Here is a 25,782-nt window from a genome sequence, read left to right as displayed (position 1 = left end):
GACCTTGGAGTCTGGGCCTGGATGGATTCGATGATCAGGTGCTTGTCTGTTCCACAAACGGCACACCAAAGGCGGGCAGCCCTGGGCTGGTGTGGTTCATGAGGGATGGCGGATTCGGAGAGGGTCGACATCGACTAGCTCCCCGCCGGTAACAGGCATTTGCTCATCAGGCAGCACCTTCACGTTGAGTGAAATGGCGCCCGGCTGCTTGAGCGAAAACAGGCCGAAGGCTCGGCCTTTGTCCGGAGTTCTGCACGGACTGTAGAAGAATTCTGCACTCTGTATTCCCGGTGCGCAAGACCGTGAGAGCGTTTGTCCATGTGGTGGACGTTTTATCGCATGCCTGTTCCGCCATTGCCGCGCTCCTGCTCCTAGACTGAATCATGGACGAAATGGGCCTGAATTCCTCGGTAGTGGGACAACTCCAGGATCTGATCATTGACAGTGAAGACGTCAGTGGCTTCCTGGAAGACCTTGCGATCTTCACTGCGTCCTCAGTGTCCGCCGCGCGCGAGCAGGACGTATTGTGCGGCGTCACATTGAGCCGACGCCGCCGATCGATGACAGTCGCAGGAAACAACCACGAAGCCCGCCTCATTGACGAGGTGCAGCAAGCCTACGGAGACGGGCCTTGCCTGGAAGCGATGAGGACCGGGAAGTCTGTACTCGTTTCTGACACTTCCACGGACTCGCAGTGGCCTGAATACTGCACCACCATCGCGGAACGCGGGCACCTGGCCGTACTCTGCGTCCCCTTGGGCCTCGAAGAGGGTGCGACGGCGGCGATCAACCTTTTCGCCCGGCAGCGCGATGCCTTCGATGAGGCCTCCATCCGCAGCTGCGAACTATTCGCAAGCCAGGCAGAAAAGGCTTTGAGGCTGGCGGTCCGGATCGGTGCCAGGCAACAACGCGCAGAGGACCTCGAGCAGGCCATGCGTTCCCGGACCGCCATCGATCTGGCAACCGGCGTCATCATGGGCCAGAACCGGTGCAGCCAGGAGGAGGCCTTCAGGATTCTGACCAAGGCCTCAAACGGAAGGAACCAGAAACTGAGGGATGTTGCGGAATCCCTTCTGCTGTCTCTGACTAACCAAACGCCGGCCTCCCACTTCGAAGCGTAAGGGACTTCGCTAGCTGCGCTCCGCGATTCTCTTCACGCTCTCCACGAGGCTGTCCCACATGCCCTTCGAATGCGCAGCTTCATCCGCGCTGGCGTTGTTGTCCTGCGCCAAGGTCAGCTTGGTCAGCCCGTCTCCGGGCTCCAAAGTCCACGTCAGCGTGTGGTAGTTCTCTGGGGCATCGTCTTGGCCGGAAAGTGGACTGAAATGGGTGTTTACCAACCGCTTCCCGGGCTCGAATTCGAGGATGACACCTTTGTCCTCGTACTCTTTGCCCTTCCACACGCCGCGCCAAGCAATGGGTCCGCCGACCGCCCAGTCGGTGACAACCTCGGTTCCGAACATGAACTCCTTGATGTCGTGGGGATCGGTGAGCACTGACCACACCCGATCGGCGCTTGCGTGGATCGTGATGGTTGAACTCGCGATGAAGTTGCCCGCCATGTCAGTCTCCTTTTTCACGTGCTCGGCGTCCGGGCGCCGGCGCAACAGAGTCTACGCCTGCCGTTGCGGTACGTGATGCTGGCCATCTAGACAACAAGTGTCCGCTGGCGTACAGTTGCCCAGCTTTGATGCACAAGAAGCGCATCAAAGCTGCGCACCACATTTTGGAAGATTACGGTGAGAAGTGATTGATCGAAGCCGGGCTATCGGGTTCTTGATCCATGACAACGTGACAATGATCGACGTTGCCGGGCCCGCTGATGTGTTTCATCATGCAAATGCCTTTGGGGCCCGTTACGACACTGTCTTGGTTTCCACCGACGGCAAAGCCAAGCGCGCTTCCAATGGACACTATTTGACCGCGGAGGCCGCAGCCGGACATACGGGCGCCTTGGACACGGTAATCGTTCCGGGTGCATATGGGATGGTGGCCCGACCTTTCGAGCAGGAACTTGTCGAGGCGGTTTCCCATCTAACGAATGATGCCGGCCGGATCGCTTCCGTCTGCACCGGTGCATTTCTCCTGGCGCACGGGGGCTTGCTGAACTACCGGAACGCGACCACTCATTGGACCCAGGTCGAACGGTTCAGGAGGTCGTATCCGCTGGTACATGTCGTCCCTGATGCGTTGTTCGTGCAGGACGGTTCGATCATCACCTCCGCGGGCATCAGTTCCGGGGTGGACCTGGCCTTGTTCATAGTTGAGGAAGACTACGGCCCCGACGTTGCCCGGGCCGTCGTCCGTCAAATGATTATTTTCAATCAACGGCCGGGGGGTCAATCCCAGCGCTCGGTCGCCGTTCGGGTGGGAGTTCCCCGGGACCACGCCCTCAGAAAGCTCTTGGACCGCATTACCGCCGAGCCCGGCGCAGATTACTCGATCGACGCCATGGCCGCCATGACGAATCTCAGCGCCAGTAGCCTTGCACGGCTATTTCAAGAGGGAACCAACACGAGTCCTGGTCGATACGTCGAAATGGTGCGGATCGAAGCGGCTCAGGCAATGCTCCAGAGAGGAACCACTGTCGCCGCAGCGGCAGCCGCAAGCGGATTTGGAAGTGCTGAGACGATGAGGCGGGTCTTTACGCAGAAGATCGGAATGAGCCCCTCGCTGTATCTGGAACGCCTCCTGTCGCAGCCCTGATGGTTCTCGGGTCCTCACCACACCCTGCTTCCGACGGACCCTGACGCTATCTGAGGGGTGCTTGACGGGATTCGCGGGTCCGCCGGCGCCGCCCGTCGTCGAAGCTTGGTATATCCGGGCAATCCGGAGCACCTACAAAGAGGAGAACGCAATGCCGTTCGTAAATGTCAAGCTCGTCGACGGCGTCTTCACGGAAGATGAAAAGCACCGGATGGCGGCAGCCCTGACTGACGTCATGGTGAAGTTTGAAGGGTCTGAAGCTTTCCGCGAGGTGGTCTGGGTCCTCATTGAGGAACTGCACACAGACGGCTGGCACATCGGCGGTCTACCGTTCAGGGGACCGGCAAGCCTGATGGACGGACTTGCCCGCTCCAAGAGCCTCTACGAGTCCATCGACGGGCACCCGGTTACCCGACCGGAACTGGCTGAGAAATCACCCGTTCTGGAAAAGTGATTCGTTGGAGCACAGCATGAAGACAGTACTTATCGTCGGCCACCCGGACCTTAGCAGTTCGCGCATTAACGCCGCATTACTCGAGGAGGCAAGGTCCATTGATGATGTTCGCACCCGTGTCCTTTCCGAGCTGTATAGGACGGGCTCCATTGATATCCAGGCCGAACAGGATGCCATCGCGGGGGCTGCCCACATCGTGCTGCAATACCCCACATATTGGTACGCCATGCCTTCAATTCTCAAACGTTGGCTGGACGAGGTCCTAACCCGGGGTTGGGCCTACGGGACCGGCACTCCCGGAGCACTGGCCGGTAAGACGCTCCGCATTGTTACAACTACGGGCGGCGCCTTCGAAGGCTACGGCCCCGACGGCCTCCACGGCTGGGAGTACGGAGCAATGCTTGTGCCGCTAAAAGCGACAGCCCGACGACTCGGCATGGCCTGGCAGGAACCGCTGGTCATCCACGGTGTCCGGGAGTTGGATGACGCAGGCATTCGGCAGCTTCGAAGCAGCTTTCACGAGCTGCTCGTGGAAGCGCGCGGGGAGCGCCGGCCTTTGGAAGATCTACGCCCCTTCGAACCGGCCAATTCCTAGAATGTGGCGGCGCCGAGCAAATGAAACCCGCGACTGGCGGGCGGTTTGCACCTCTTGCCATTAAGGGTCGGACGCGGAGCATCGAGTTCCGCCAAGTAAGACAGCGGAAGGGATCAAACAAGGGAGTCCACCACACGAAGTGGTGGACTCCCTTGCGGCGCATAGGCTCTTCCCATGGAAACAGTCGTCTGGTCCAAACCGGAAAATGAGCGCGCCGGGACGCCGCTGCTTGTGATGATGCACGGGTACGGCACAGACGAGCAGCGAATGGTGAATCTCTTTCCCCAGCTTCCCGGGGAATTCACCTGCGCCGCGCTCCGTGGGCCTATGGCGATCGGGGACCACTACGGTTGGTTCCTGCTTGACTACTTCCTCGCCAACGACTTTGCGGACGTCATCACCGCCACCAACAAGGTGTTTTCCTGGATTGACTCGGTCAAGCGCAACCACAGCAGCGTGAGCCTCCTGGGCTATTCACAAGGCATGGCCATGGCCAGTACGCTGCTGCGGCTTCGTCCGGAGGGCTTCAAAGCGACCGTGGGCCTCTCCGGATTCGTGCTGGATAACGATCTTCTGGCGCTCAGCGAATCCTTCGACTCCCCGCCGCCGTTCTTCTGGGGGAGGGACAAAGCCGATCCCGTGATCTTCAGTGATGCCATTGAGCACACCGAGGAATGGCTGAACAAGAATATGGCTCTGACCGCGAGAACCTACCCCGGCATGGGCCACCGGATCGAGGCCCGGGAAATGGCGGATGTCAACGCGTTTCTGCGGTTTTACGTCCTCCGCTGAGGTGAGGCCCGCGTCACAATCGGGGGTGCCGGAAAACAACTCTTGATTGCCAAAATTGTAAGCGCTTACACTCTTCTTCGGCGGTGCAAGGATGTGCTGCTAAATCCAGAAGATGAAAGGGTTGAGGCCGTGTTGAATGGTTAAGGCTCACCGCGTGACAATCCAGGACGTTGCCGTCCTCTCGGGCTTGTCCATCTGCACCGTTTCACGCGCCCTGCGGAACCTGCCGAACGTGTCCGAAAAAGCGCAAGCCAAAGTGGCCGACGCCGCCGCCAAACTCGGTTATAAGGCATCCTCGGCGGCAGCCCGGCTGGCCGGCGGAAATACCGGTTCCATCGCCATCATTGCTCCCACCGCCACGGCCTGGTTCTTCGCCCAGGCCGTCGAAGCGGCCGAGGAAGTGTTCGGAGACAGCGGTTTCGACACCGTCCTGATCAGCCTGCGCGGCAAGTCGAGCGTCAAGCGGAAAATCTTCGGCGATCTCCTGGGGCTCTCCCAACGCGTTGACGGCGTGCTGCTCCTTAACGTCGATTTGAGTGAATCAGAGGTTGCACTCCTGGCCGCGTCCGGCCTTGCAGTTGCGAGCGTGGGGATGACTTCCGTACCGTGGGACAACGTAGGGATCGACGACGAACTCGCGGCTTGGCAAGCCACCTCACACCTGCTGGGGCTGGGCCATTGGGATCTGGCGGTGCTTTCCGGCCGCGAAACCCATGAGAACTCGGTGTTGACGGCCAGCGACAGGCTCAAGGGATTCAGCCGTGCATTGAAGGACCATCACCTGACCGTTCATCCGGATTTGGTCATCAACTCGGATTCCACGATCGACGGCGGCCGCAAGGCCATGAACGAACTCATTGCCCACCGAAGCCTTCCAACGGCGGTCTTTGCGGACTGCGACGAGGCGGCTTTCGGAGCTTTGATGGCCATGCGCGAGCACGGACTGTCCGCACCGAAGAATGTCTCCGTGATTGGAATCGACGACCACCCCATGAGCTGGTTCCTTGGCCTAAGTACAGTGGCGCAGCCGGTGGCTGACCAGGGTGCCTTCGCTGCCAACCTGCTGGTGGACCGGCTCCAGAACACCGACGCCCCCAACGAACCCTCCAGCCACTTCCTTGACACGAAACTCATTGAACGCAAAACCACGCGCCGCCAGCGCTGAACGGACTACTCCACACCATGACTGACACCCGAGCAACCCAGAAGACCGCCTGGACGGGCGCTACTGCGCTCCTTTTCGACCTCGACGGCGTGCTGACGCCGACCGCCGTCGTGCATGAGCAGGCTTGGCAGGAACTCTTCGACGGCTACCTGGCGGAAACCGGCCATCCGGACGGCTACCAGGAGAGCGACTACTTCGACCACATCGACGGCAAGCCGCGCTTCGATGGAGTACGGGATTTCCTCACCTCCCGCGGAATCACGTTGCCGGAAGGACCCACCGACGACGATCCGGCCAACACCAGCGTGCAGGGTCTGGGCAATCGCAAGAACCGGATCTTCAACGAAATCGTGGATTCTCGCGGGGTCGAGCCTTACGCAGGCTCTGTCCGCTTCATCCACGCAGCCTTGGAGCTGGGACTCAAGCTCGCCGTCGTGTCTTCTTCGCGCAACGCGCCCGCCGTCCTGAAGGCGGCCGGACTCGATGGCTACTTCCCGGTGGTGGTCGACGGCCAGGTGGCGGCCGCCGTCGGGCTCCCCGGCAAGCCGGATCCGGCAACTTTCCGTTACGCCGCCGAGCTGCTGGACGTCCCCGCCGCGGGCTGCGTCGTCGTCGAGGACGCTGTGTCCGGCGTGCAGGCCGGCAGCGCCGGGAACTTCCGTGCGGTCATCGGGGTGGACCGGGGCGCCGGCCACCAGACCCTGCTCGACGCCGGCGCAACGTTCGTGGTCGACGACCTCGACGATCTCCTCTAACCAAGCCGTTTCACCAGAAACAGAAGGAACCCAACAGTCCATGGCACTCATCAGCTCCGACCGGCTGCGCTTCCCCTGCGAACCGTGGAAGCTCGTGGAGAGCATTCACGTTCCCGGTGACGCCGGTACGCTCGAAACCCTCTTCAGCCTCGGCAACGGCCACCTGGGCATCCGCGGCGCCCACTGGGCTGGCGCAGACGCCGGACTTCCCGGCACGTTCATCAACGGTTTCCACGAAACGTGGGACATCAAGCACGCCGAGAACGCGTACGGTTTTGCCCGCATAGGACAAAGGATCGTGTACGTCCCGGATGCCAACAACTTCAACATTGTCATCGACGGCGAACAACTGAGCCTCGCCGAGTCAACGGTGCAGAACTACCGCCGCAGCATCGACTTCGCCACGGGCGTGTACGAATGCGCTGTCACGTGGGAGTGCCGTTCGGGCGCCATCGTCACGACGGTGGAGCGCCGCGCCGTCGGAATCGAATCCAGGGGTTCCCTTGGCATCGAGCTGAGCCTCACCGCAGACCGCCAGGTGACTGCGGACATCACGTCCTTGGTGATCAATCGGCAGGACCAGCCTGTGGAGGACCACTCGGCCCACGACCCCCGCCGCTCCGGCCGCCACGCCGGCCGGGTGCTGCTCCCGCTCCACCTCCAGGGCTCCGACGGATCCCTGCGCATGGCCTGGGAGACCGCCGAATCCCACCAGCGCATCGGTATGGCCGTGGACCACTGGATTTCCGCGGAAGGCCAGCCCTTCGAAACCGTAGTGGGGGAGGACGAGTCCACGGTCCGCTACGTCATGGCCGTGAATGAGGGCGAGACGTTCCGCTTGGAGAAGAGCGTCAGCTACGTCGTGAACAGCGCCGACTCAAACGCAGCAGAGCCCGGCGAGATCCTGGCGTCCGACGCCGAATTGGGACTCGTGCCGTTCGACGCGCTCCTGGCCGAAGGTGCGGCCCACTACCGCGATTATTGGTCCACCGCGGACATCACCATTGGTGGCCAGCCCGAACAGCAGCAGGCCGTGCGCTGGAGCCTGTTCCAGCTTGCCCAGGCCACCGCGCGTGCCGGTGTCGCGGGCATTCCGGCGAAGGGAGTCAGCGGCTCGGGCTATGAGGGCCACTACTTCTGGGACCAGGAGGTGTACCTGCTGCCGTACCTGACGTACACCAACCCGACCGCTGCCCGCCAGGTGCTGGAATCTCGCCATGCCATGCTTCCCGACGCCCGGATCCGGGCCAAGGAACTGAGCGTGGACGGTGCCCTGTTCCCGTGGCGCACCATCAACGGGCACGAGGCCAGCGCGTACTACGCTGCCGGCACCGCGCAGTTCCACATTGCCGCCGCGATCTCCTTCGCCGCCAACCGCTACCAATGGGCGAGCGGCGACGCCAGCTTCCGCGCCGAAGTGGGCGCCGATCTGTTGATCGAGACGGCTCGCATGTGGGCTTCGCTGGGCTTCTTCGGCAAGGACGGCTTGTTCCACATCCACGGTGTCACCGGCCCCGATGAATACACGGCCGTGGTCAACGACAACCTTTACACCAACGTCATGGCCCGCTTTAACCTGCGAGCCGCTGCGGCACTGGAACACCCTGACGTCCCGGAAACCGATCGGATGGTATGGCAACAGGCCGCCGCGCGCATGTCCCTTCCCTACGATCCGGACATGGAGATCTACAGCCAGGACAACGACTTCATGACCTTGGAGCCGTGGGACTGGTCCACCCCGCGGTCCAAGTATCCGCTGCTGCTCAACTTCCACCCGCTGGTGATCTACCGGCACCAGGTCCTCAAGCAGGCGGATACGGTGTTGGCGATGTTCCTGCAGTGGCAGGACTTCACGGCCGAGGAAAAGCAGCGCGCGTTCGACTTCTACGATCCCATCACCACCGGCGACTCCACCTTGTCCGCGTGTGTGCAGGGCATCATGGCGGCCGAGGTGGGCTACTCCGACGTCGCGCTCAAGCACTTCACCGAGGCCTTGTTCATCGACCTGGACAACACGCACAACAACACAGTCGACGGCGTGCATATCGCGTCGACCGGCGGCATCTGGAGTTCCTTGGTGTGCGGTTTCGCGGGCATGCGGGACCAGGGCCAGGTCCCGCATTTCGATCCGCGGCTCCCGGCCGAGTGGGACAGCCTGTCCTTCCGGCTCAAGATCCGCGGGCGGCTCCTGTCCGTCGAGCTGCGCCCGGGGTCGATCAGCCTTGCGCTGGTTCTGGATGCAGTTTCAGGTTCAGCGCCCGACGCCGGTGCCGCGCCTTTGGAAGATGCCGCGCCTTTGGAGGTCAGCGTGCGCGGGCAGCGGGTCGTCGTCGGCGTCGAGACGGTCACTGTGCCCCTCGACCAAGTGCCGGTCCCCGCGCCGTCGGTCTTCCCGAGCCTCTTCCCGACGGCGGGCCTTCCGGTGATCGGGAGCGCGCGGGTCTGACTACGCCATCCACCGCTCCCCACCGACCGGCCTACGTAGCTTGGTCGGTGGGGCACGGCGGTTTCGGAGTTATTCGGGAACGGTTCATTCCTGATTCATAGGACGTAGATACGGTCTCCTGAGACCTCTCTTGAAAAGGACTCTTCCCATGGATCGACGAACATTCGCCTCCGCTGCCTTGCTGACCGCGGCGGCACCGCTGTTCACCACTACTCCGGCCCTCGCGGACTCTTCCGGGAAGGGAAAGGATGCCAAGCTGACGCGCACTATGTTGGACGCTTTGGAGGGTGAACTGGACGACCGTGCCACCGCCGCCGTCGTGGAGCCCCACATTGAAGACATCGGATTCAACTGGCATCCGCCAACCAAGCCGGTCGAGAGCATTGATTTCATCATCGCCTATGGTTTCGGCAACCGACGGCCGGCAGGAGGCGGAGATCCTAGCCGCGTGCTCTACGAGCCTGGCCCGGTCAACGAAGCCCTCGCGGACACGGTTGCGAAGCTGCGGGCGAGGTGCAACGTTCCTGTCTTTGCCCAGTGGGAAATCGCCAGGTTCCTCGAGTCCAAGTACCACATGAGCGGGGTGACCTCGATTGAACCGGTCATTTCGGCGGACGGCACCATTGTGTATCTGAGCACGGACGGCGTTGCAGCCCAGGTCAAGGAGCTGCGCGCCTCTCAGCCTTCGGGGATCGCCTGCATTGTTGGATTCCGGGACCACATCAAGCGCTGTGTCCAGACCACCCAAGACCGCGGGATGGACGCTTTCGCTCCCGAAGGCATCGACATGCCGGGCACCTATGATCCGCAGTCCGGACAGCCGTGGACCCGGCGTCGTGATCTCTATCTGGTGCACGACATGTACGCCCAGATCGCCGTGCTCCGCGGGAAACTGATCGTGCAGGCCTATCCCAACGGCTGATTCCCGGATGGCGCAGGGGACGCTTTGCCAGAGCGAACTTCAGCGTGCCCGTGCCGTTTCCTCTGCATCCCAGTCAATGTGGTGGCGATAGACCCAGTCGAAGTTGTCGGCCGTCTTCCGGGCGAGTGAGCGGAAGACGGCCTTCAGCACAAGGTCTTCAAAGACTCGCTTGAACTGGCCGCGGATCTTCGGAGCGGCGTTCCGGCGGCCCCATTCGACCACCGATTCTGCCCGGTTCCGGCGTTCCTTCTCGTAGCGGGACAGGGCGCCGGGGATGTCGCCGGGCGAGGTGCCTCGGAGCGATCGGCCCAGCGCGATGGCGTCTTCGATGGCCATGGAGGCGCCTTGTCCGGACGACGGCGATGCAGCGTGGGCAGCGTCTCCCACCAGCACGAGCCTGCCGCGGTGCCAGCTGGGGATGCTCGGAAAATCTGACGTTGTGTACGGCCGGATGATGCCGTCAGTGGCGGCGATGATCTTGGCCATGGGCGTGCGGTCCCCGGCTACGAGCTGTGTCAGCCAGGACTTGCGGGCGCTGTGGTCCAGCGTGGCCGGATCTTCCGATGACCGCTGCAACGGGTTGGCAAACCACCAGATCCTGCCCTCCGGATCCTGCATGTAGCAATAGAAGCAGCGCTTGCCGAAGACCATCTTCATGCGTCCCGGTTCGACGTCCAGCCGCCCGGCCGGGAGCAAACCGGCCTCGACGATCCCGCCGGTGTTGAGCAGTGGGATATTGCGGGGAGCCGGGGATGCGGGGTCGATCAACGGCCGTACCGCCGAGTGGAGGCCATCGGCGCCTACCACGAGGTCTCCGAGCGCGGAGGTGCCGTCCGCGAAAACGGCCGTGACGCGGTCGGACCCTTCCTTTACCGTAGCGAGCCGCTTGGCATACTCGATGCGGATGCCGCGGCGGTTGGCCGCCTCGCGGAACAGGCCGTACAGCTCGGATCGCGTCATAGTGCGGGCGGTGGTGCCGTCGGGGAGGGATCCGCCGTAGTCGAAGTCGATGAGGTGTTTTCCAGTGCTGCCCAGATACATGGACATCTGTGGGGTGCTGAAGCCCAGGTTGGCGGCTGCCCCCTTGAGCTCGAGGGTTTCAAGGGCATCGAAGCCATTGACGGCCACGGTGAGGAAGCCGCCGACGCCGTCCGAGGGCCCACTGTAGGCCTCGAACACGGTGGCGTGATGGCCGGCTTTCTGCAGTGAGATGGCTGTGGCGAGTCCGGCGATCCCGGATCCGATAACAAGGCAATTCAACATGGCGGAGTCCTTCGCAATATATTTCGTTCGGTTGAAAGAAATATATGACTCGCCGCAAGGCGCGGTCAATCCTTTCGGTGAGACGAAATAATTTGCTAGCCTCGGAGGATGGAGAACCACCCGGGCGTCGGTACGCAGCGCCAAGAATTGCTTGAGGCGGTCTTTGCCTCGGGACGGGAGCTTTCGACGGCGGCCGTCATGTTCCACACGAAGCTGTCCGAGCTGCGCGGGCTGTCGGCGACGGAGGGCAAGGCGATCGACATCCTGCTGCGCTTCGGACCCATGACGGCGGGGGAATTCGGCGAACATTCCGGCCTGGCTCCGGCCTCGGTCACGGGATTGATGCAACGGCTCGAAAGCAAGGGCGTGGCGCGCAGGATCCGGCACGAAGGAGACAAGCGGAAGGTCCTGATCGAGCTCGTGGGGGACCAGGTGACTGCCGCAATGCCCCATTTCGTCGACTTCATGGGCGGGCTGGCGAGCCTGTTGAAGGGCTACAGCGACGAAGAACTCCGCGTCATCGCGGACTATTCCTCCAAGGCGGCGCGCATCCAGCGGGAGGCGGCGGGGCGGCTGGGTGCCGCACCCGGCGGGAACGCGCACGACGACGACGGCCGAGCGCCGTCGTCGAACCCCGCCTGAGTTGCTTCCTACTTAGGCGCCACGCCCCGCATGCTGTTGTTCCGCTTCTCGTGGGTGAGTTCTGCAAGTCCAAGAGCCTCCAGGAGCGGTGGCATGTACATACCGAAGCGACCGCGGTATCCCTTGCGCAGGCCGTACCAACCGCCCACCGGGTTGCCGTCGTCGCGCCCCAGGCCTCTACGGTGCCTTCGGCGGCCGGCTTGTTCTCGTCCGCGGCCCCGAGCGGCACCCAATCGCCTTGCTGGAGTAGCCACGCATGCAGGTCCTCGATGGCGCTCAAATGGTATTTGAGGGTCGTGGAACCCACCTGGCAAACGATCGCGGGAGGGTCACCCGCTTCGTCCCGGTACATCGTGTAGTCGGAGGAACCAGGCGGGGTGGTGAGTTTCCAGGGGTCTTCCTTGGATCCAGCGGCCATCTGACGGTGTCCTTCCTGACGGGCGTCGCGCGGGTGTTGGGCTACACGCTACACAGCGTTGGGCGGTATGTCTGCGGGGCCCGCCCGAGCTTAGCCGCCCTCGGCTAGCCGAACCACCAATGCCCGGCTGTAGCTCGCGGGCTCGCTCCGCGTCACCGCCGAAACAACTAGTTGCCGCCGGCTGATCCGTTTGGCGTAGAAGCCGGCGTAGGGGAGAACGATGATTTCTTCCAGGCCGCTCTCCCAGGCCGGAATCAAGGCCTGCAGGCTACCGCGTTCCGCAGTCGGCGGAACGGCAGGGACCAGGGAATTGTGCCAAGCATGGAAAGCCGCCTGGTCCACGCCCTCGCTGCCGTACTCAGAACTCCACAATGGGGGAATGAACGGGTGGAGCGGTTGACCCGGCCGGGTGACCTGCCGGATCACCTCGGGTGTGGGCCTGTTTTCCGCGGTCCGTTCCCTGATCTCGTACCAGTCCCAGGCGCGCTTCCAGGCAGCTTGCCACCTTTCCTCCCACTCGGCGACGCTCGCCGAACCAGGGGTCCGCGAGGTCCCCGGATCTGGACGGGGTGAGAGTGCGGGAATGTCGGCGTAGGGGGCCAAACCCCAAGCGTGCCGGATGAACAGAAGCTCGTTCAGCGGCAGGGAGCGGTCCTCGACGTTGATCACCATGTCGTGCGGCCATGGGTTGTTCCACGGCATACCCGCGGGAGCATTGATCCAGCGCATGAGGCCCTCCCGTCGCGATGATGGCTACACGCTACACAGCATCGGGCGGCGCTGGAAGGCGGACAGTGGGGCCGCGCAGGAAGCCTTCGATGGCGCCGGCGGCTGCGGGGGCTCCGCCGGAACCGCGGACACGGGCACTCATCGCTTCAAGATTGTCCAGGATCGCCTGGTCGCCGCTGACTTCAAGGACCGTTTCCCGGATCAGCTCGGGGGAGAGCCCCTCAAGGGGGAGACGGCGCCCGAGTCCCAGGTCCTCCACCCGGCGCGCATTGGCCCCCTGTTCGGGCTGCAGTGGGAAAGCTACCAACGGCACCCCGAAATAAAGCGCCTCCATGGTCGAGTTCATCCCGGTGTGGGAGAGGAAAGCATCGGCGTGGGGTAGGACTTCCAGCTGCGGAAAGAAGGGCCGTACCTCAAAGTTTTCCGGGATCTCCCCCAGCTCGGACTCCTCGACGCGCTCTCCGATTGCCATGGCAACCTGCCAGTGGGTGCCCTCAAATCCTTCCAGGCACATCCTGAAGAAGTCCGGCCGGTCATTCAACGGGGTGGTGCCCAGCGAGACGAACAACAATGGCTTGTCTTTCGCCTGGGGCTGCCAGGCTTCCTCGTTGCCCCGCAGGCCAAGGCAGGGGCCAACGAAGTGGAACCTGCCATCGAATGTATCCCCCGAGGGCTGGAATTCCCTCGGGATGAAGGAGATGTTCAACGATGCAGGAGGGCCGCCCATGAATTGCAGATGGCCTACGCCATGCTCCGCGGCGAAATCATTGATCCGCTGGCTGGCCTGTTTCCAGGCCTCGACCATGCCTGGCGGCGGCGGGCCGGGCATGAGATCCCGCATGGAGAAATGTTCATTGGTGGCATAGCTCGGAAGCAAGGCAATATCGGGCAAAGCCAACTTCGCTGCAGCCATCTTCCCCGAGAGCGTCATGGCGTCGTAGGCCACCCCGTCCGGCGGGTCCTCGGCCAGACGGGCCAGCAACGCCGGGAATTCCTCCCGTGCGCCCTTGAGAATCCGCTCAAGCAGTCCGGACATCATTCCGGACGGCATTCCGGCGAACATCCCCGTCATCGGTGACGGCGCTCCACTGGCGGGCGCTGCGCCGCCCTCTCCCGGGGTCGGACCGCCGTCCGCCGAACGCTCGCGCGGCGGGAGGAAGGCTGCCAGGTCCTCTCCACTGGGAAAGAACGCGGCGCCGGCAGATTCGACTGCCTTCGCATACTTCGCCGACGTCGCATATGTGACCCTGTGGCCTCTGCGAACCAGCTCGGCGACCACTGGCAACGTCGGGTTCACATGGCCCGCAGCAGGCAGACAGATGAAGGCTATGTGCATGGCACCACCCCCAAGAACAGTGGAGGCTTCATTTGGAAAGCTCGGCGCCATGAACGCTGCGCCGGCGCGATTTCAGCCCGGTCTCCAACTTGGTCCGCACCTCGCGCTTCACCCGGGCGGCAAGCTCAGTCTCATGCATTTCAAGGAAGGTCCGGACGGCCCGCGGATCCCACGGCACCAAGGACCGCAATGCCCAACTGACTGCTTTGACCACGGTGTCGTCGCGATCGTTGATCAAGATGCCGACGACGGCGAGCGTCCGTTGCGTATCTCCCGTTCCCCACCGTGACCTCGTGTTGAGCACTGTTGTGGAGACAAGCGCTATGCGCCGCCACCAGCGGTCCGGGCTCCGCGCCCAGCCGTCGACGTCGGCGTCAGAGATGAGCCCTTCGCGCCATGCGGGCCCCACCAAGACAGTCGCGAAGGCATCGGCCTGGCCCCACGTAGCGATGCCTTCTCCCAAGTATTCAAGCCGGGCCCGCGTCAGCTCAGCGAAAGCCGCTTGATGGGCATTGATGAACTCCCAGCCCTCCCAGTCAAAGCCCGCTTGTACGAGCCCTTCGGCGAGGTTGAAGACGACGGCCGCGTCCATCGTGGCGATTTCCGCGGAAACCCTGCGGCGGACGGCGCGAAAGCTCGCGGCGTCGTGCTTCTCCAAAGCGCGCAGTTCCTCAAGGACGCGCGCCAACAATTGCCCCGGTTGAGTATCCCCCGGAGAGACGAGCACCCCGTGCGAAGCCACTTTCGGCCCCCCGATTTCGCAGGCTGAACGCTACTATGCGGGGGCGTCGTCGGTATCCGGCCCTTCGGCAGGTTCCTGGCTGTGAAGGCCGGTATCGTGCGACACCCAACCCTCCGTTTCCCCTTCGGCAGGGGCGTCGCTGTGATGGCGGACTTCGTTGGGATCTGGTGCCTTGTTCATTCCGGATGCTTCCTGTCCTTCGTTGGACTGTTCCCGCGAACGCCTTAAAGTCTACGCCGGGGAGGGGGCGTGTGGCCTAGGCTAGGCCAAGGAACTACCGAACGAATCCAACGGCTGAATGCAGAGGTGAAGAATGGCAAAGCGACCCAATCAGGCAGTAAAGATTGCGCAGGAAACGGCCCACAACGCCATGTTCGACGCCAGCGGCAATGCCAAGCCCGGTGTCCACAACGTGCTCCTTCGGGCTGTCGAGGTCCAACGTCCCCTTGTCCTGGCGAACCTGCGTCGCTTGCAGCGCAAATACCCGCAGGCCACGGCGGCGCAGCTGGCCGCCAAACTGGAGAGGGACTACCTCGCCGCAGTCACCGGCGGGGGTGCCGCCGTTGGGGCAACCGCCGTCGTGCCCGGTATCGGTACGGCAGCCTCGCTGGGGCTGTCCGCGCTGGCCACCATCGGCTTCCTGGAAGGAACCGCGCTTTACGCCGCTTCCCTGGCCGAGCTCCACGGCATCCGCCTGACCGATCCGGACCGTGCTCGAACGATGGTCATGGCCATCATGCTCGGCGAGGAAGGCACCGCGCTGCTGGGTGCGCTGAGCGGACAATCGCTCGGCAAAGGCAAAGGCGTCACGCAGGCCTGGGGCAAGACCCTCACGAAGAAGCTGCCTGGCGGAGGATTCGGGGTCATTCGCGACGCCATCCAGCGCGCCTTCCTCAAGCGCCTCGTCAGGCGCCAAGGCGCCGCTTTCCTCGGCCGTGCCCTGCCTTTCGGCGTCGGGGCCGTGGTGGGCGGAGTCGGGAACCGCGTCATGGGGCGTGCCGTAGCGGCCTCGGCGAGGGAAGCATTCGGTCCCATGCCGGACATCATCCCGGGCGAGCTGCTCCCAGCCGCCCGGCAAAACGCGCTGGAAGGCGGAAATAGTGGATCTCAACGCTGATTCGGGGGAGTCGTTCGGCTCCTGGACCATGGGGAACGACGCTTCAATGTTCCGGATTGTCAGCAGCGCCAACGTTGCCTGCGGCTTCCACGCCGGGGACCCGGTGACGATGCTGGACAGCTGCCGTGTCGCCTTCGAGCTCGACGTCCGGGTCGGCGCCCATGTGGGCTACCGGGACCTGCATGGCTTCGGGCGCCGAGCGATGGACATGTCCTTCGATGAGCTCTTCGGCGACGTCCTCTACCAGCTCGGTGCCCTGGACGGCATGGCCCACGCGGTGGGCGCTTCCGTGGACTACGCCAAACCCCATGGTGCCCTGTACAACAGGATCGTTCACGACGTCGAGCAGGCCGAAGCCGTGGTGGCCGCGATTCACGCCTACGATCCCGGGCTTCCTGTCCTTGGCCTGCCGGGTTCCGCCTTGCTGCGGATCGCCGAAGAATCCGGGCACCCGGTGTTCCGGGAGGCCTTCGTGGACCGCGGCTATATGCCGGACGGAACGTTGGTTCCGCGCTCGCAGGACGGTGCACTGGTGCACGACGCCGCCGCGGTAGTCGAACGGGCCGTGCGCTTTGCCGTACGGGGCGAGGTGCTGGCCGTGGACGGCACGGTGGTTCGGGTGAAGCCCGATTCGTTGTGCATCCATGGCGACACTCCGGGTGCTGTTGAGCTGGCTGCGGCGGTGCGCGCTGGCCTTGAGGAAGCTGGTGTGGAGATTGAATCCTTCGCCTGAGCGGATCCTTTTGCCCTGCGGCGACAGCGCCTTCTTGGTGGAACTGCCCGGACTCGCCGCCGTCGTCGCGTACTACCGCGGGCTGACCGGCACCGGCGCTTCGGCTCGCTTTTCTGCGCCGCAGGGGATCATCGACGTCGTGCCCGCCGCCCGCACCGTCCTCGTCACCTTCGATCCCGGGACGATCCGCCCCTCCGACGTCCGCGACTGGCTGGAGTCCGCGGAGCCTGCAGCGGGGGTCTCCGCCTCCGGCCGCGAAGTGACCATCGAGGTCTCCTACGGCGGCCCCGACCTTGCCGAGACGGCACAGTTCCTCGGCATGAGCGAGGCCGAAGTGGTCAAGCTTCACACGAGCTCGGAGTGGACGGCCGCCTTTTCCGGCTTCGCGCCCGGCTTCGTGTACCTGGTCACCACGCATGAGCGGCTCCGCGTACCGCGTCGGAACACTCCACGCACTGCCGTCCCGGCCGGCTCGGTTGGCCTCGCAGGCGAGTTCAGCGGCGTCTACCCGCGATCCTCTCCAGGCGGTTGGCAATTGATCGGAACCACGACAGCGGCACTGTGGGATGCGTCCAAAGCCGAGCCCGCGCTGATCCGGCCGGGTGACCTGGTCCGATTCGTGGAGGCCTGATGGGGATCGTGGTGGTGAACCCGGGACCACTCACCTTGGTGGAAGACCTTGGCCGGCCGGGCTGGGCTTCGCTAGGGCTGAGCCCTTCCGGCGCCCTCGACCGGCAATCACTCCGGCTTGCCAATCTGCTGGTGGGGAATCCTGCGGAAGCGGCCGGATTGGAGATATTGCTGGGTGGGCTTCGCTTGAGGTTCGTCACGGCGTCGACGGTCGCGGTGACAGGGGCGGAGGGAATCGTGACACTCAACGACGCCGAGATTCCGCTGAACCAAGCCGTACGGGTGGCACCGGGTGCGGTGCTGGACTTCGCTGCTCCGCTGTTCGGACTGAGATATTACCTGGCGGTACAGGGCGGCATCGATGCTCCCCAGCTCCTCGGTTCAAGCAGCACGGACATGCTCTCCGGTGAAGGCCCCGCGCCGCTGAAGTCGGGTGGGCAGTTGGGAATCGGGCGTGTTTCCGCGAGCAACGGCCTGGTTTCCGGAACGGGTTCCGTTCCCGTTCCCGGACCTGGATCTGGGGCCGGCGCGGGGGCCGGAGCGGGCATTGGGACCCGCAACAACGCGCATGCCCTCCCTGCCATCCGCCGCGCTCCCGATCCGGGGCGCGCCATCACGGCCCGGGTGGACCGCGGCCCCCGGGCAGACTGGTTCGACGACGGTTCCTGGCGCCGCCTTGTCAGCCAGGAATGGACTCTGTCGCCTGATTCGAACAGGATCGGTGCCCGACTGGTGGGCCGTCCGCTCACCCAGACCCGGCTCGAGGAACTGCCCAGCGAAGGCATGGTGCTCGGCGCACTGCAAGTGCCGCCGTCGGGCCTTCCCACGGTATTCCTCGCTGATCATCCCGTGACGGGTGGCTACCCCGTGATTGCCGTGGTGCGTCGCACGGATCTGGACTTGTTGGGCCAAGCCCGCCCCGGCCAGCGGATTCGTTTCCTGGGCTGAGGGTTCCCCTCCACCGGACATGCCCCTTGCTGCCTGCCGAGCACCCGTGTTGGACATGCGCCTTCCTGGGTACGAGGAGTGGACATGATGGGATTATGTCCGTTGCTCAGAGGCAGCGTTGGGCGTGTCCCTTGTTGCGGCCGGCCCGAACCCGCGTCAGCCGAAAACCAAGTGCGCCACGGTGAAGATCGCGAGCCCGGCCAGCGATCCCACCACCGTGCCGTTGATGCGGATGTATTGCAGGTCCTTGCCCACCTGGAGTTCGATCTTTTGCGAGGTTTCCTCGGCATCCCAGCGTGCGACGGTGTCCGTGATGACCCCCGCGATATCGGAGCGGTACGTTTTGACGAGGTACCCGGCTGCATCACCGATCCAGGCATTGACCTTTCCCGCGAGCTCGTCGTCGTTGACAAGCCGTGAACCGAAGTCCCGGACGGCACTCTTGAAACGCTGTGTCAGTTCGCTGTCGGGATCGTCGACGGCGGTGAGCAGCGCGTCCTTGATGGTGCCCCACGTGCGGGAAGCGAGTTCGCGGACCTCGGGATCACCGAGGACCTGGGTCTTGATTGCCTCGGCCCGGGCAATCATTGCGGGATCGTGCTGAAGATCCTGGGCGAGATCGCCGAGGTAGGTATCGATCGATTGGCGCACTTGATGATCCGGATCCTGCTGCACCGCCCGGATGAACTTGGCGATTTCGTTGTAGACCCGGTCTCCCACGATGTCGTCCACGAAGGACGGAACCCAGAGGGGTGAACGGTCGGACACGAGCCGGTTCACCGTAGAGTGGTTCGCTTCCACCCAATCCGCCGCACGGTCAACCAACAGATCGACCAGCTTGTGGTGGTGACCGTCGGCAAAGATCCGTTCGGCCATCCGGCCCACGGGCGGTCCCCATGGCGGAGTGAGCAGGTGCTTGCGGACCATGCCCTCGATCACTGCCTGGACGTCGTCATCGTTCAGCACGGTAAACGCTCCGCGGATCAGTGCTGAACCTTCCTTCGCGATACGCTCCGGGCCGCCCGGGGAAGCGAGCCACTTGCCGGCTTTCCGGGCGATGTCCACGTTCGCGAGCTTCTCCTGGACCACCTGCTCGGACAGGAAGTTGGTCTCCACGAATTCCCCAAGCGAAGCGCCGATCTGGTCCTTGCGCCGCGGAATGATGGCCGTGTGCGGGATTTTCAGGCCCATGGGGTATTTGAACAGCGCAGTGACGGCGAACCAGTCGGCCAACGCTCCCACCATGCCGCCCTCGGCAGCGGCCCGCACGTATTCCAGCCATGAATATTGCCTTTGCAAGGCGAAAGCAGCGGTGAAAACCACCGCCATCACAATCAGGAGCGCCAGCGCCACCGATTTCATCCGACGCAGGGCAGCGGCCTTTTCGGCGTCACCGTTTCGTTGCCCGACGCCGGCCGCAACCGTAGAGCTGTCCCGGGCATCTGCGTGCCGCGTGGCCTCCGCCGTCGGGTCGCTATCGCTCTCGGTCACCGGGATTTGTTCAGAGTTCACCTGCATGTGCCCAGCGTAGCCCCGTCGCCGTCGTGGGCGTGGGCTACCGTATCCCCATGACGAATGACGAGCCCGGTCGCCCAGAGCAAAGCACGGAGCAAAACACGCGGCCCATGGTCTACGCCCACCGCGGAGCGAGTGCCGCATTTGCGGAGCACACACGCGCCGCATACCTGAAGGCAATCGCCGATGGCGCCGACGGCGTCGAGTGCGACGTCCACCTGACCAGGGACCAGCACGTTGTCCTGCTTCACGACGCAAACTTGGACCGTACCTCGGACGGCACCGGTCCCGTGGCGGAGAAGACCCTCGAAGAGCTGCGGCAGCTGGATTTCTCTTCCTGGAAGGGCGCCCGGATTCCGGACCAGTACGGCGCAAAGTCGGACCAGCTCCTGACGCTCCCGGAGTTGCTGGAGATCCTGCGCGGTGCCGGCAGGACCATCGGCCTGGCCATTGAGCTCAAGCACCCGAGCCCGTACCAGCTCAAGCTTGAAGACCGCGTGCTCGAGCTTCTGGGCAACGAAGGGTGGAACGCAGAGACGTCCATGCTGGACAACATCCAGGTTTCCTTCATGAGTTTCAGCCCGGATTCGGTCAAGCACCTGCTCCAGTTCGTTCCCGCGGAGCACATCTGCCAGCTGGTGGACGACGTCACGGTGGAGGAAGTCCGCGATGAACTTGGCCTGGGCGTCATCACGGGGGGAGCCGTGGCCAACGTGATGAAGGCAGCCCAGCAGGAAGGCGAGCGGATCCTGGACGACTGCGAGGTGGGACTGGCCGGCCCGGGCATCGACTACGTCCGCAAGCATGCCCGCACCGTCCAGCGCTGGCTTGAATCAGGCCGCCGGTTCCGGGTGTGGACCGTTGACTCCGAGAACGATGTTGCCCTATGCCAAGGCCTTGGGATCCACGAGATCACCACGAACAAGCCGGCGCAAGTCCTGGCCCAGCTTTAGGGCCTCAGTTGTTGTCGTTCTGGGGCCCCAAAACGACAACGACTGCGAGTCAGATGACCGTGTTGCTGAGGGTTCCGATGCCGCCCAGCGTGATGTCCACCCGGTCGCCGGGCTGGACAGCCACGAAGGTGTTCGGGGCGCCCGTCATGATGATGTCTCCCGGTTCCAGCGTCAGCCATTGGGTGACGTAAACGAGGCAATCCGTGATGGAGGATGGCAGGTTGAAGGAACCGGACCTGGCTTTGACCTCGCCGTTGACCACTACCTCGGTGCTCACGTTGTCCGGGTCCTCGATCCCGGTTTCGATCCACGGTCCGAGCGGCGTGTAGTTGGTGCCGGACTTGCCCTGGAAGAGTTTTTCGTCGACCTGGTTTTGGTCCACATTGGTGACGTCGTTGACCACCGTGTAGCCCAGGACGTGGCTCAGGGCGTTCTCGGCCGTGAGCTTCTCCGCACGCTTTCCGATGACGGCGGCCAGTTCGCCTTCCACGTTAACTGTGCCCGCGTTGCGCACGGCCACGATGTCATCACCGGGGCCGGCGATGCTGTGGACCGACTTGTGCCAAGCCTGGATGGGCAGCACGTGGTTGTTGTTGCCCAGGTTGTGCCCGATTCCTAGCACCACAGAAGGTCGGACCGGGGCGAGGAACAAGGCGCCGTCCGCGGAACTGGATTTCCCGGTGAAAGAAAGAACCTCGGCAAAGGGGTCCTCGATATGGTCCCAGCTTCCGTTGCGCAGGACTGCGTGCGTCGGGCCGGAAGGGGTTTGTAGTCGGGCGATGCGCATGGAACTCCTCGTTGAATTTCTTGTGGCGGCGGACGGTGCGGCGGACGGTGTCAGCCACGGTCTAAAGAAAAACATACATCATGCTGAACTTAGTCCAGTATCTTGAACGGCAATGAATTGCCTACGCTCGGTCAGGCAACTCTTCGGTTACCGCGCCGGGCGGGGCTGTGGTTGCATGAATACATGCCTTTTTCATGGTCCGCCCGGACAACCCAGACAATCTCCGCGGCGGCCATGAGTGCACTGTTACTCGTAAGCGCCAGGAAGCACTTCCAGCAGCCGAAGTTCTTTGCACCGGTCGTCCCGGATTATCTGTGCCGCGTTGACAATCCGAGAGAAGGCTTCGAACTCGAAGCCGGCCAAGGCAAGGCCAACGCGACCGCACCTCGGAACGGCGCTTTGGCGGTCATGTCCCGGGAGGAATGGATCGCGGTGAGCGGATTGCTTGAGGCGGTTGCCGCCGTCGGGCTCCTCATTCCTGCCACGCGCAGGGCCGCAGCTCGTGGCACCACGCTGATGTTCACGGCGTTCCTGGCCGGCCACGTGGACGCGCTCCGCCGCGCATACTCTCCCGCCGGAACGTCGTCCGCGCGGCGGATTCACACCCTGCGCCTGCCTCTGCAGCTCCCTTTGATCCTGTGGGCATGGAGTCTGGCTGGAGCGAAACGGGGCGCATGAAACTCCTCGAATCCCCGGCGGTGAAGGTGGGCCTCTCCATCAGCATCGCAACGGGTCTCTACGGCATCTCGTTCGGGGCATTGGCCTCAGCCTCCGGGTTCAGCTTCTGGCAGACCATGGCGTTCAGCCTGCTCATGTTCAGTGGAGGATCGCAGTTCGCCTTCATCGGCGTCGTGGCGGGCGGCGGTTCCGGCATTGCGGCCATGACTGCTGCCGCGCTGCTGGGCTTGCGCAATGGCATCTATGGGATGCAGATGAACGCGCTGTTGCGTCCCAGCGGATGGCTCAAGTACCCGCAAGCACACATCACCATCGACGAGTCCACAGCCACTGCCTCGGGACAAAGCGATTCCGACGAACAGCGCCGTGGCTTCTGGACGGCCGGACTCGGCATTTTCGTGCTGTGGAACATCTTCACGGCTGTCGGAGCCTTGGCGGGCGATTCCTTGGGCGATCCCAAGCAGTGGGGGCTCGACGGCGCCGCCGTGGCAGCGTTCCTGGGCCTGCTCTGGCCTCGGCTCAAGGGCCGTGAACCCTGGGCGATCGCCGCTGCTGCTGCTCTGGCAACCATTATTACGGTTCCGTTCGTTCCGGCGGGCGTGCCCATCCTCGTGGCCGCCGTCGTGGCCGGGGCCATTGGCTGGTTCAGCCACGGACGCAGTGACGAAGGCATGGAGCCCGACGTCGATCCCTACCCGCGCGGTCATTCAAACGCTGAAGCTTCCAGCCGCGAAAGGAACGCCGAATGAACCTTTGGCTCTGGATCCTTATCGCATGCGGACTGGCGTACCTCACCAAGCTTTCGGGTTATTTCGTACCGGCGAAACTGCTGCGGAGTCCGCGGATGATGCGCGTGGCCGGCACCATGACCATCGGCCTGCTGGCGTCCCTGACCGTCGTCAACGCGGTTGCGTCCGGGCAGTCCCTGGCCTTCGACGCCCGGCTCGGTGCGCTGGCAGCCGGGGCCGTCGCGCTGTGGCTCCGTGCCCCGTTCCTTGTGGTGGTCATCGTCGGATCGGCGGCTGCTGCCTGCCTGCGGCTGCTCGGCTGGCGCTGAACCGGTGCGCGCGGTTCCAACCGTGGCAGCGGCGCGCAACGCCGTCGTGCGCTGGTTACTCGAAAGCCATCCCGGGAATGGGGGTCTGCTGTGGCAGCGGGCGCGACGGGCGTTCGGTGCGGATGGCGTCCTCAAGCAAGGCAACCGGCCGTTCCCAAGCGCGGGACCCCGGCTCCATGGTGTCCACGGCGCCGATCAGCATGGCAACAAGGCGCACCATGTCCTCGATGGAGATGTCCCGGCGCAGCGAACCCTGACCCTGGCCGCGGCTAAGCAGTTCAGCCATGGAATCGATCAAGCCGCCTGTGATGCCCACCAAGAGTCCGCGGCGGCCGGCGACGGCGCCCAGCAAGTTCGCGTCTTCGCTGGCAACCTGCACCACGGCGTCGATCACGTTGATAAGCCCGACGGCGGCATCCATGCCAGCAAGGGCATCTTCCACGACCGGGTCGACATGAAGCCTGAGTTGCCGCGACAGGGCGGCCAGGACGAGTTGTTCTTTGTCAGCGAAGTTGCGGAACAGGGTAGCCGGGCCAACACCTGCGGTGGTGGCGATCGTCTGGAGCGGAACCTCCGGGCCCAGCTCGCGGAAGCACTGGCGCGCCGCGGTGATGATCTTGTCAACGTTGCGCGCAGCGTCAGCTCTAAGTGGCTTGCGTTCCAAGGGCCGGTCCATGCTGCTCACAGTAGCAACGGAGGGGCTCCAATCACTTTTGTGACATTCTTGCCCGTGAAAGACTGGATTCATGTTGCTTGCCTTTTCAGTTGCCCCGTCCGGCCAGCCCGCTGCTGGCGCCGTATCCGCTGATGGCTCGGTGCACGACGCCGTTGCCGAGGCCGTCAAGATCGTCCGCGATTCCGGGCTCCCCAACCAGACGGACTCGATGTTCACCACCATCGAAGGCGAGTGGGATGAAGTATTCGACGTCGTCAAGCGCGCCACCGAGGCGGTGGGCAAGTACGGAAACCGGGTTTCCTTGGTGATCAAGGCGGACATCCGGCCGGGTTTCGAAGGGGAGCTCACGGGCAAAGTTGAGCGGTTGGAAAAGGCGATCGATAAGGCGGGCGAATAGCCGGTCCTTTCCTTCGCCGTGACCCGGTGCCAGACTGGGGCCATGTTTGAACACAAGGCCCAGCCCGGGTGGGTGGCCGTCGAGGAATACTTGTCCACTGCCGTCGTCCGCCCGAACGCCGCGCTCAAACACGCGGTGCAATCCGCCCTCGACGCCGGGATGCCGCCTATCGAGGTGGCGCCGAACGCCGGCAAGCTGCTCAAGATGCTGGTGCAGCTGTCCGGTGCGCGGCGCGTGCTGGAAATCGGCACGTTGGCCGGCTTCAGCGCGATCTGGATGGCCCAGGGACTGCCCGACGACGGCCGACTGGTCACGTGCGAATATCTCCCGAAACACGCTGAAATCGCCCGGGCGAACGTTGACATGGCAGGGATCGGCCACAAAGTAGATATCCGGATCGGCCCCGCGCTGGAAACCCTTGCGGAGCTTGCCGAAGATCCCTCACTGGACGGGCCGTTCGACTTTGTCTTCATTGATGCCGACAAGGAGAACGATTCCAACTACCTGGACTGGGCGATCCGGCTCGGGCGGCCGGGCACGGTGATCGTGATGGACAACGTCATCTGGGAGGGCGCCATCCTGGATCCTTCCATGGACGAGGTGAACGCTCCGGGCATCGTGGGGGCACTGGAGATGATGGGCAAGGATCCGCGCCTCGACGCAACGGCCATCCAAACGGTTGGATCCAAGGGATGGGACGGCTTCGCGATAGCCCGGGTGGTGTGACGCTAGGCTGGGCGAATGGAATTTACCCTCCGCCGGGCAACGGTGGACGACGTTGAGCCCCTGACCCGCATGCACTTGGCTGCCTGGCGGGAAAGCTACGGGCACCTCTTGCCCGAGGAGTTCTTCGCTCTCCGTGAGGCCACCATCAACATGCGGATCGAGAGGCAGCGGGAAGCCTTGGCGGGCTCGTACAAGCCGATGCTCGCCCACGACGCCGACGGTGCCTTGGTGGGCATCGCCTTCGCCCGCGAGGCCCCGGAAGCGGACCGGCCCTGCGAACTCCAACTGCAGGTGATCTACACCCTTCGTCGCGTGCACGGTTTGGGCGTGGGGCAAGCATTGGTCGACGCCGTGATCGGCGACTCTGCCGCCTTTCTGTGGGTGCTTGAAGACAATCCGCGGGCCCAGGCTTTCTACCGCAAGAACGGCTTCCGGCCCGACGGAACACGTCAGCTTTTGCCGCCGGAGTGGCACGAACTGCCGGAGATCCGGATGGTGCGCGCCGCCGTCGGGGGCTGACCGCAAGATGGTGCGCGCCGCCGTCGGGGGCTGACCGCAAGGCTGCGGCGTCAACTAGGGTTGAAGCATGACCGGAAGAGG

At 63.8% G+C, this 25,782-nt stretch carries 30 protein-coding genes and 1 pseudogene; 21 read left to right on the top strand and 10 right to left on the bottom strand.

Translation table 11 applies throughout. The features are described 5' to 3' along the window. Nucleotides 1–383: 383 nt before the first annotated feature. The gene (locus AC4CS3_RS15640) at nucleotides 384–1,121 is read left to right on the top strand and encodes a GAF and ANTAR domain-containing protein (protein ID WP_490784235.1); all 738 of its coding nucleotides are present in this window, start codon (nucleotides 384–386) and stop codon (nucleotides 1,119–1,121) included. Nucleotides 1,122–1,130: 9 nt separating this feature from the next. Here the strand turns inward: AC4CS3_RS15640 and AC4CS3_RS15635 are convergent, their stop codons facing one another. After that, on the bottom strand, nucleotides 1,131–1,562 hold the full coding sequence (locus AC4CS3_RS15635) for an SRPBCC domain-containing protein (RefSeq protein WP_490784234.1): 432 nt from the start codon (nucleotides 1,560–1,562) through the stop codon (nucleotides 1,131–1,133). A 184-nt stretch (nucleotides 1,563–1,746) separates the two neighbouring features. Here AC4CS3_RS15635 and AC4CS3_RS15630 point away from each other — a divergent pair, with 184 nt between their 5' ends. The 8 genes from AC4CS3_RS15630 to AC4CS3_RS15595 all read left to right on the top strand — a co-directional run bounded on the left by AC4CS3_RS15630 (nucleotide 1,747) and on the right by AC4CS3_RS15595 (nucleotide 9,835). Continuing rightward, nucleotides 1,747–2,706, top strand: a complete 960-nt coding sequence (locus AC4CS3_RS15630; RefSeq protein WP_490784233.1) for a GlxA family transcriptional regulator — start codon at nucleotides 1,747–1,749, stop codon at nucleotides 2,704–2,706. Nucleotides 2,707–2,857: 151 nt separating this feature from the next. Continuing rightward, nucleotides 2,858–3,160, top strand: a complete 303-nt coding sequence (locus AC4CS3_RS15625; RefSeq protein ID WP_490784232.1) for a tautomerase family protein — start codon at nucleotides 2,858–2,860, stop codon at nucleotides 3,158–3,160. A gap of 16 nt (nucleotides 3,161–3,176) precedes the next feature. Further along, nucleotides 3,177–3,755, top strand: a complete 579-nt coding sequence (locus AC4CS3_RS15620) for an NAD(P)H-dependent oxidoreductase (RefSeq protein ID WP_490784231.1) — start codon at nucleotides 3,177–3,179, stop codon at nucleotides 3,753–3,755. A 174-nt stretch (nucleotides 3,756–3,929) separates the two neighbouring features. Beyond that, nucleotides 3,930–4,547 carry an alpha/beta hydrolase gene (locus AC4CS3_RS15615; protein WP_490784230.1) on the top strand — a complete coding sequence of 206 codons (618 nt, stop codon included), beginning with the start codon at nucleotides 3,930–3,932 and terminating at the stop codon, nucleotides 4,545–4,547. Between the two features lie 154 nt (nucleotides 4,548–4,701). Further along, the gene (locus tag AC4CS3_RS15610; protein ID WP_490784229.1) at nucleotides 4,702–5,712 is read left to right on the top strand and encodes a LacI family DNA-binding transcriptional regulator; all 1,011 of its coding nucleotides are present in this window, start codon (nucleotides 4,702–4,704) and stop codon (nucleotides 5,710–5,712) included. Between the two features lie 17 nt (nucleotides 5,713–5,729). Next, nucleotides 5,730–6,467 (top strand): HAD family hydrolase, encoded by a 738-nt coding sequence (locus AC4CS3_RS15605; RefSeq protein WP_490784228.1) that lies wholly within the window; start codon nucleotides 5,730–5,732, stop codon nucleotides 6,465–6,467. Between the two features lie 40 nt (nucleotides 6,468–6,507). Then, the gene (locus AC4CS3_RS15600; protein ID WP_490784227.1) at nucleotides 6,508–8,913 is read left to right on the top strand and encodes a glycoside hydrolase family 65 protein; all 2,406 of its coding nucleotides are present in this window, start codon (nucleotides 6,508–6,510) and stop codon (nucleotides 8,911–8,913) included. Between the two features lie 148 nt (nucleotides 8,914–9,061). After that, nucleotides 9,062–9,835, top strand: a complete 774-nt coding sequence (locus tag AC4CS3_RS15595; protein ID WP_490784226.1) for a hypothetical protein — start codon at nucleotides 9,062–9,064, stop codon at nucleotides 9,833–9,835. Nucleotides 9,836–9,874: 39 nt separating this feature from the next. On the opposite strand, the gene AC4CS3_RS15590 is transcribed toward AC4CS3_RS15595, so the two are convergent. Further along, entirely contained in the window at nucleotides 9,875–11,098 is a 1,224-nt protein-coding gene (locus AC4CS3_RS15590; RefSeq protein WP_490784225.1) for an FAD-dependent oxidoreductase, read from the bottom strand. 108 nt (nucleotides 11,099–11,206) lie between these two features. On the opposite strand from AC4CS3_RS15590, the gene AC4CS3_RS15585 reads away from it, so the two are divergent. Continuing rightward, a complete protein-coding gene (locus tag AC4CS3_RS15585; protein ID WP_490784224.1) occupies nucleotides 11,207–11,740 on the top strand; it encodes a MarR family transcriptional regulator in 534 nt (177 codons plus the stop codon). A gap of 8 nt (nucleotides 11,741–11,748) precedes the next feature. On the opposite strand, the pseudogene AC4CS3_RS15580 reads toward AC4CS3_RS15585, so the two are convergent. The 5 genes and pseudogenes from AC4CS3_RS15580 to AC4CS3_RS15560 all read right to left on the bottom strand — a co-directional run bounded on the left by AC4CS3_RS15580 (nucleotide 11,749) and on the right by AC4CS3_RS15560 (nucleotide 15,145). Then, nucleotides 11,749–12,092: pseudogene (locus AC4CS3_RS15580) on the bottom strand (DUF6855 family protein). 156 nt (nucleotides 12,093–12,248) lie between these two features. After that, entirely contained in the window at nucleotides 12,249–12,887 is a 639-nt protein-coding gene (locus AC4CS3_RS15575; protein WP_490784223.1) for a hypothetical protein, read from the bottom strand. 31 nt (nucleotides 12,888–12,918) lie between these two features. Continuing rightward, entirely contained in the window at nucleotides 12,919–14,223 is a 1,305-nt protein-coding gene (locus tag AC4CS3_RS15570) for a macrolide family glycosyltransferase (protein WP_490784222.1), read from the bottom strand. A gap of 28 nt (nucleotides 14,224–14,251) precedes the next feature. Next, complete coding sequence (locus AC4CS3_RS15565) at nucleotides 14,252–14,965, bottom strand: DNA alkylation repair protein (RefSeq protein WP_490784221.1); 714 nt, start codon at nucleotides 14,963–14,965, stop codon at nucleotides 14,252–14,254. Nucleotides 14,966–14,998: 33 nt separating this feature from the next. Next, nucleotides 14,999–15,145 (bottom strand): hypothetical protein, encoded by a 147-nt coding sequence (locus AC4CS3_RS15560; protein WP_306960266.1) that lies wholly within the window; start codon nucleotides 15,143–15,145, stop codon nucleotides 14,999–15,001. 133 nt (nucleotides 15,146–15,278) lie between these two features. On the opposite strand from AC4CS3_RS15560, the gene AC4CS3_RS15555 reads away from it, so the two are divergent. From AC4CS3_RS15555 to AC4CS3_RS15540, 4 genes are read left to right on the top strand one after another with little or no spacing between them, the layout of a single operon-like run. After that, a complete protein-coding gene (locus AC4CS3_RS15555; RefSeq protein WP_490784220.1) occupies nucleotides 15,279–16,082 on the top strand; it encodes a hypothetical protein in 804 nt (267 codons plus the stop codon). Beyond that, complete coding sequence (locus tag AC4CS3_RS15550) at nucleotides 16,066–16,815, top strand: LamB/YcsF family protein (RefSeq protein ID WP_490784219.1); 750 nt, start codon at nucleotides 16,066–16,068, stop codon at nucleotides 16,813–16,815. Before AC4CS3_RS15555 ends, AC4CS3_RS15550 begins: the two co-directional genes overlap by 17 nt. Further along, nucleotides 16,790–17,446, top strand: coding sequence for a 5-oxoprolinase subunit PxpB (pxpB, locus tag AC4CS3_RS15545; RefSeq protein WP_490784218.1), 657 nt, complete (start codon nucleotides 16,790–16,792; stop codon nucleotides 17,444–17,446). Before AC4CS3_RS15550 ends, pxpB begins: the two co-directional genes overlap by 26 nt. Then, on the top strand, nucleotides 17,446–18,393 hold the full coding sequence (locus tag AC4CS3_RS15540) for a 5-oxoprolinase subunit C family protein (protein ID WP_490784217.1): 948 nt from the start codon (nucleotides 17,446–17,448) through the stop codon (nucleotides 18,391–18,393). The genes pxpB and AC4CS3_RS15540 overlap by 1 nt, the downstream gene beginning before the upstream one ends. Nucleotides 18,394–18,549: 156 nt before the next feature. Here the strand turns inward: AC4CS3_RS15540 and AC4CS3_RS15535 are convergent, their stop codons facing one another. Further along, complete coding sequence (locus AC4CS3_RS15535; protein ID WP_490784216.1) at nucleotides 18,550–19,911, bottom strand: DUF445 domain-containing protein; 1,362 nt, start codon at nucleotides 19,909–19,911, stop codon at nucleotides 18,550–18,552. A 50-nt stretch (nucleotides 19,912–19,961) separates the two neighbouring features. Between AC4CS3_RS15535 and AC4CS3_RS15530 the strand changes: the two genes are divergently transcribed. Continuing rightward, nucleotides 19,962–20,861 carry a glycerophosphodiester phosphodiesterase gene (locus tag AC4CS3_RS15530; protein WP_490784215.1) on the top strand — a complete coding sequence of 300 codons (900 nt, stop codon included), beginning with the start codon at nucleotides 19,962–19,964 and terminating at the stop codon, nucleotides 20,859–20,861. A gap of 49 nt (nucleotides 20,862–20,910) precedes the next feature. Here the strand turns inward: AC4CS3_RS15530 and AC4CS3_RS15525 are convergent, their stop codons facing one another. Continuing rightward, nucleotides 20,911–21,648, bottom strand: a complete 738-nt coding sequence (locus AC4CS3_RS15525; RefSeq protein ID WP_490784214.1) for a fumarylacetoacetate hydrolase family protein — start codon at nucleotides 21,646–21,648, stop codon at nucleotides 20,911–20,913. A gap of 183 nt (nucleotides 21,649–21,831) precedes the next feature. Here AC4CS3_RS15525 and AC4CS3_RS15520 point away from each other — a divergent pair, with 183 nt between their 5' ends. The 3 genes from AC4CS3_RS15520 to AC4CS3_RS15510 are packed head-to-tail and all read left to right on the top strand — an operon-like array spanning nucleotide 21,832 to nucleotide 23,383. Then, nucleotides 21,832–22,326 carry a DoxX family protein gene (locus AC4CS3_RS15520; protein WP_490784213.1) on the top strand — a complete coding sequence of 165 codons (495 nt, stop codon included), beginning with the start codon at nucleotides 21,832–21,834 and terminating at the stop codon, nucleotides 22,324–22,326. Further along, complete coding sequence (locus AC4CS3_RS15515) at nucleotides 22,323–23,075, top strand: AzlC family ABC transporter permease (RefSeq protein ID WP_490784212.1); 753 nt, start codon at nucleotides 22,323–22,325, stop codon at nucleotides 23,073–23,075. Before AC4CS3_RS15520 ends, AC4CS3_RS15515 begins: the two co-directional genes overlap by 4 nt. Beyond that, a complete protein-coding gene (locus AC4CS3_RS15510) occupies nucleotides 23,072–23,383 on the top strand; it encodes an AzlD domain-containing protein (protein ID WP_366178545.1) in 312 nt (103 codons plus the stop codon). Before AC4CS3_RS15515 ends, AC4CS3_RS15510 begins: the two co-directional genes overlap by 4 nt. Nucleotides 23,384–23,438: 55 nt before the next feature. On the opposite strand, the gene AC4CS3_RS15505 is transcribed toward AC4CS3_RS15510, so the two are convergent. Beyond that, nucleotides 23,439–24,059, bottom strand: coding sequence for a TetR/AcrR family transcriptional regulator (locus AC4CS3_RS15505; protein ID WP_437773940.1), 621 nt, complete (start codon nucleotides 24,057–24,059; stop codon nucleotides 23,439–23,441). Nucleotides 24,060–24,129: 70 nt separating this feature from the next. Here AC4CS3_RS15505 and AC4CS3_RS15500 point away from each other — a divergent pair, with 70 nt between their 5' ends. Genes AC4CS3_RS15500 through AC4CS3_RS15490 form a run of 3 tightly spaced genes read left to right on the top strand, consistent with a single transcriptional unit; the run spans nucleotide 24,130 to nucleotide 25,701 of the window. Then, nucleotides 24,130–24,456 carry a thiamine-binding protein gene (locus AC4CS3_RS15500; RefSeq protein ID WP_490784211.1) on the top strand — a complete coding sequence of 109 codons (327 nt, stop codon included), beginning with the start codon at nucleotides 24,130–24,132 and terminating at the stop codon, nucleotides 24,454–24,456. Nucleotides 24,457–24,498: 42 nt separating this feature from the next. Then, nucleotides 24,499–25,182 carry an O-methyltransferase gene (locus tag AC4CS3_RS15495; protein ID WP_490784210.1) on the top strand — a complete coding sequence of 228 codons (684 nt, stop codon included), beginning with the start codon at nucleotides 24,499–24,501 and terminating at the stop codon, nucleotides 25,180–25,182. A gap of 15 nt (nucleotides 25,183–25,197) precedes the next feature. After that, a complete protein-coding gene (locus AC4CS3_RS15490) occupies nucleotides 25,198–25,701 on the top strand; it encodes a GNAT family N-acetyltransferase (protein WP_490784209.1) in 504 nt (167 codons plus the stop codon). Nucleotides 25,702–25,782 lie beyond the last annotated feature (81 nt).

The sequence above is a fragment of the Arthrobacter sp. SE2 genome (assembly GCF_058244265.1).
The sequence above is the reverse complement of the archived record's forward strand: the minus strand, read 5'-3'. Positions and strand labels throughout refer to the sequence as shown.

Coding starts and splice junctions, on each gene's coding strand:
- AC4CS3_RS15520 (WP_490784213.1), top strand. CDS start 21,832: ATGCCTTTTTCATGGTCCGCCCGGACAACCCAGACAATCTCCGCGGCG.
- AC4CS3_RS15640 (WP_490784235.1), top strand. CDS start 384: ATGGACGAAATGGGCCTGAATTCCTCGGTAGTGGGACAACTCCAGGAT.
- AC4CS3_RS15535 (WP_490784216.1), bottom strand. CDS start 19,911: ATGCAGGTGAACTCTGAACAAATCCCGGTGACCGAGAGCGATAGCGAC.
- AC4CS3_RS15555 (WP_490784220.1), top strand. CDS start 15,279: ATGGCAAAGCGACCCAATCAGGCAGTAAAGATTGCGCAGGAAACGGCC.
- AC4CS3_RS15540 (WP_490784217.1), top strand. CDS start 17,446: ATGGGGATCGTGGTGGTGAACCCGGGACCACTCACCTTGGTGGAAGAC.
- AC4CS3_RS15560 (WP_306960266.1), bottom strand. CDS start 15,145: ATGAACAAGGCACCAGATCCCAACGAAGTCCGCCATCACAGCGACGCC.
- AC4CS3_RS15490 (WP_490784209.1), top strand. CDS start 25,198: ATGGAATTTACCCTCCGCCGGGCAACGGTGGACGACGTTGAGCCCCTG.
- AC4CS3_RS15585 (WP_490784224.1), top strand. CDS start 11,207: ATGGAGAACCACCCGGGCGTCGGTACGCAGCGCCAAGAATTGCTTGAG.
- AC4CS3_RS15500 (WP_490784211.1), top strand. CDS start 24,130: ATGTTGCTTGCCTTTTCAGTTGCCCCGTCCGGCCAGCCCGCTGCTGGC.
- AC4CS3_RS15590 (WP_490784225.1), bottom strand. CDS start 11,098: ATGTTGAATTGCCTTGTTATCGGATCCGGGATCGCCGGACTCGCCACA.
- AC4CS3_RS15625 (WP_490784232.1), top strand. CDS start 2,858: ATGCCGTTCGTAAATGTCAAGCTCGTCGACGGCGTCTTCACGGAAGAT.
- AC4CS3_RS15600 (WP_490784227.1), top strand. CDS start 6,508: ATGGCACTCATCAGCTCCGACCGGCTGCGCTTCCCCTGCGAACCGTGG.
- AC4CS3_RS15575 (WP_490784223.1), bottom strand. CDS start 12,887: ATGCGCTGGATCAATGCTCCCGCGGGTATGCCGTGGAACAACCCATGG.
- AC4CS3_RS15635 (WP_490784234.1), bottom strand. CDS start 1,562: ATGGCGGGCAACTTCATCGCGAGTTCAACCATCACGATCCACGCAAGC.
- AC4CS3_RS15570 (WP_490784222.1), bottom strand. CDS start 14,223: ATGCACATAGCCTTCATCTGTCTGCCTGCTGCGGGCCATGTGAACCCG.
- AC4CS3_RS15620 (WP_490784231.1), top strand. CDS start 3,177: ATGAAGACAGTACTTATCGTCGGCCACCCGGACCTTAGCAGTTCGCGC.
- AC4CS3_RS15605 (WP_490784228.1), top strand. CDS start 5,730: ATGACTGACACCCGAGCAACCCAGAAGACCGCCTGGACGGGCGCTACT.
- AC4CS3_RS15595 (WP_490784226.1), top strand. CDS start 9,062: ATGGATCGACGAACATTCGCCTCCGCTGCCTTGCTGACCGCGGCGGCA.
- AC4CS3_RS15515 (WP_490784212.1), top strand. CDS start 22,323: ATGAAACTCCTCGAATCCCCGGCGGTGAAGGTGGGCCTCTCCATCAGC.
- AC4CS3_RS15615 (WP_490784230.1), top strand. CDS start 3,930: ATGGAAACAGTCGTCTGGTCCAAACCGGAAAATGAGCGCGCCGGGACG.
- AC4CS3_RS15495 (WP_490784210.1), top strand. CDS start 24,499: ATGTTTGAACACAAGGCCCAGCCCGGGTGGGTGGCCGTCGAGGAATAC.
- AC4CS3_RS15530 (WP_490784215.1), top strand. CDS start 19,962: ATGACGAATGACGAGCCCGGTCGCCCAGAGCAAAGCACGGAGCAAAAC.
- AC4CS3_RS15505 (WP_437773940.1), bottom strand. CDS start 24,059: ATGGACCGGCCCTTGGAACGCAAGCCACTTAGAGCTGACGCTGCGCGC.
- AC4CS3_RS15510 (WP_366178545.1), top strand. CDS start 23,072: ATGAACCTTTGGCTCTGGATCCTTATCGCATGCGGACTGGCGTACCTC.
- AC4CS3_RS15525 (WP_490784214.1), bottom strand. CDS start 21,648: ATGCGCATCGCCCGACTACAAACCCCTTCCGGCCCGACGCACGCAGTC.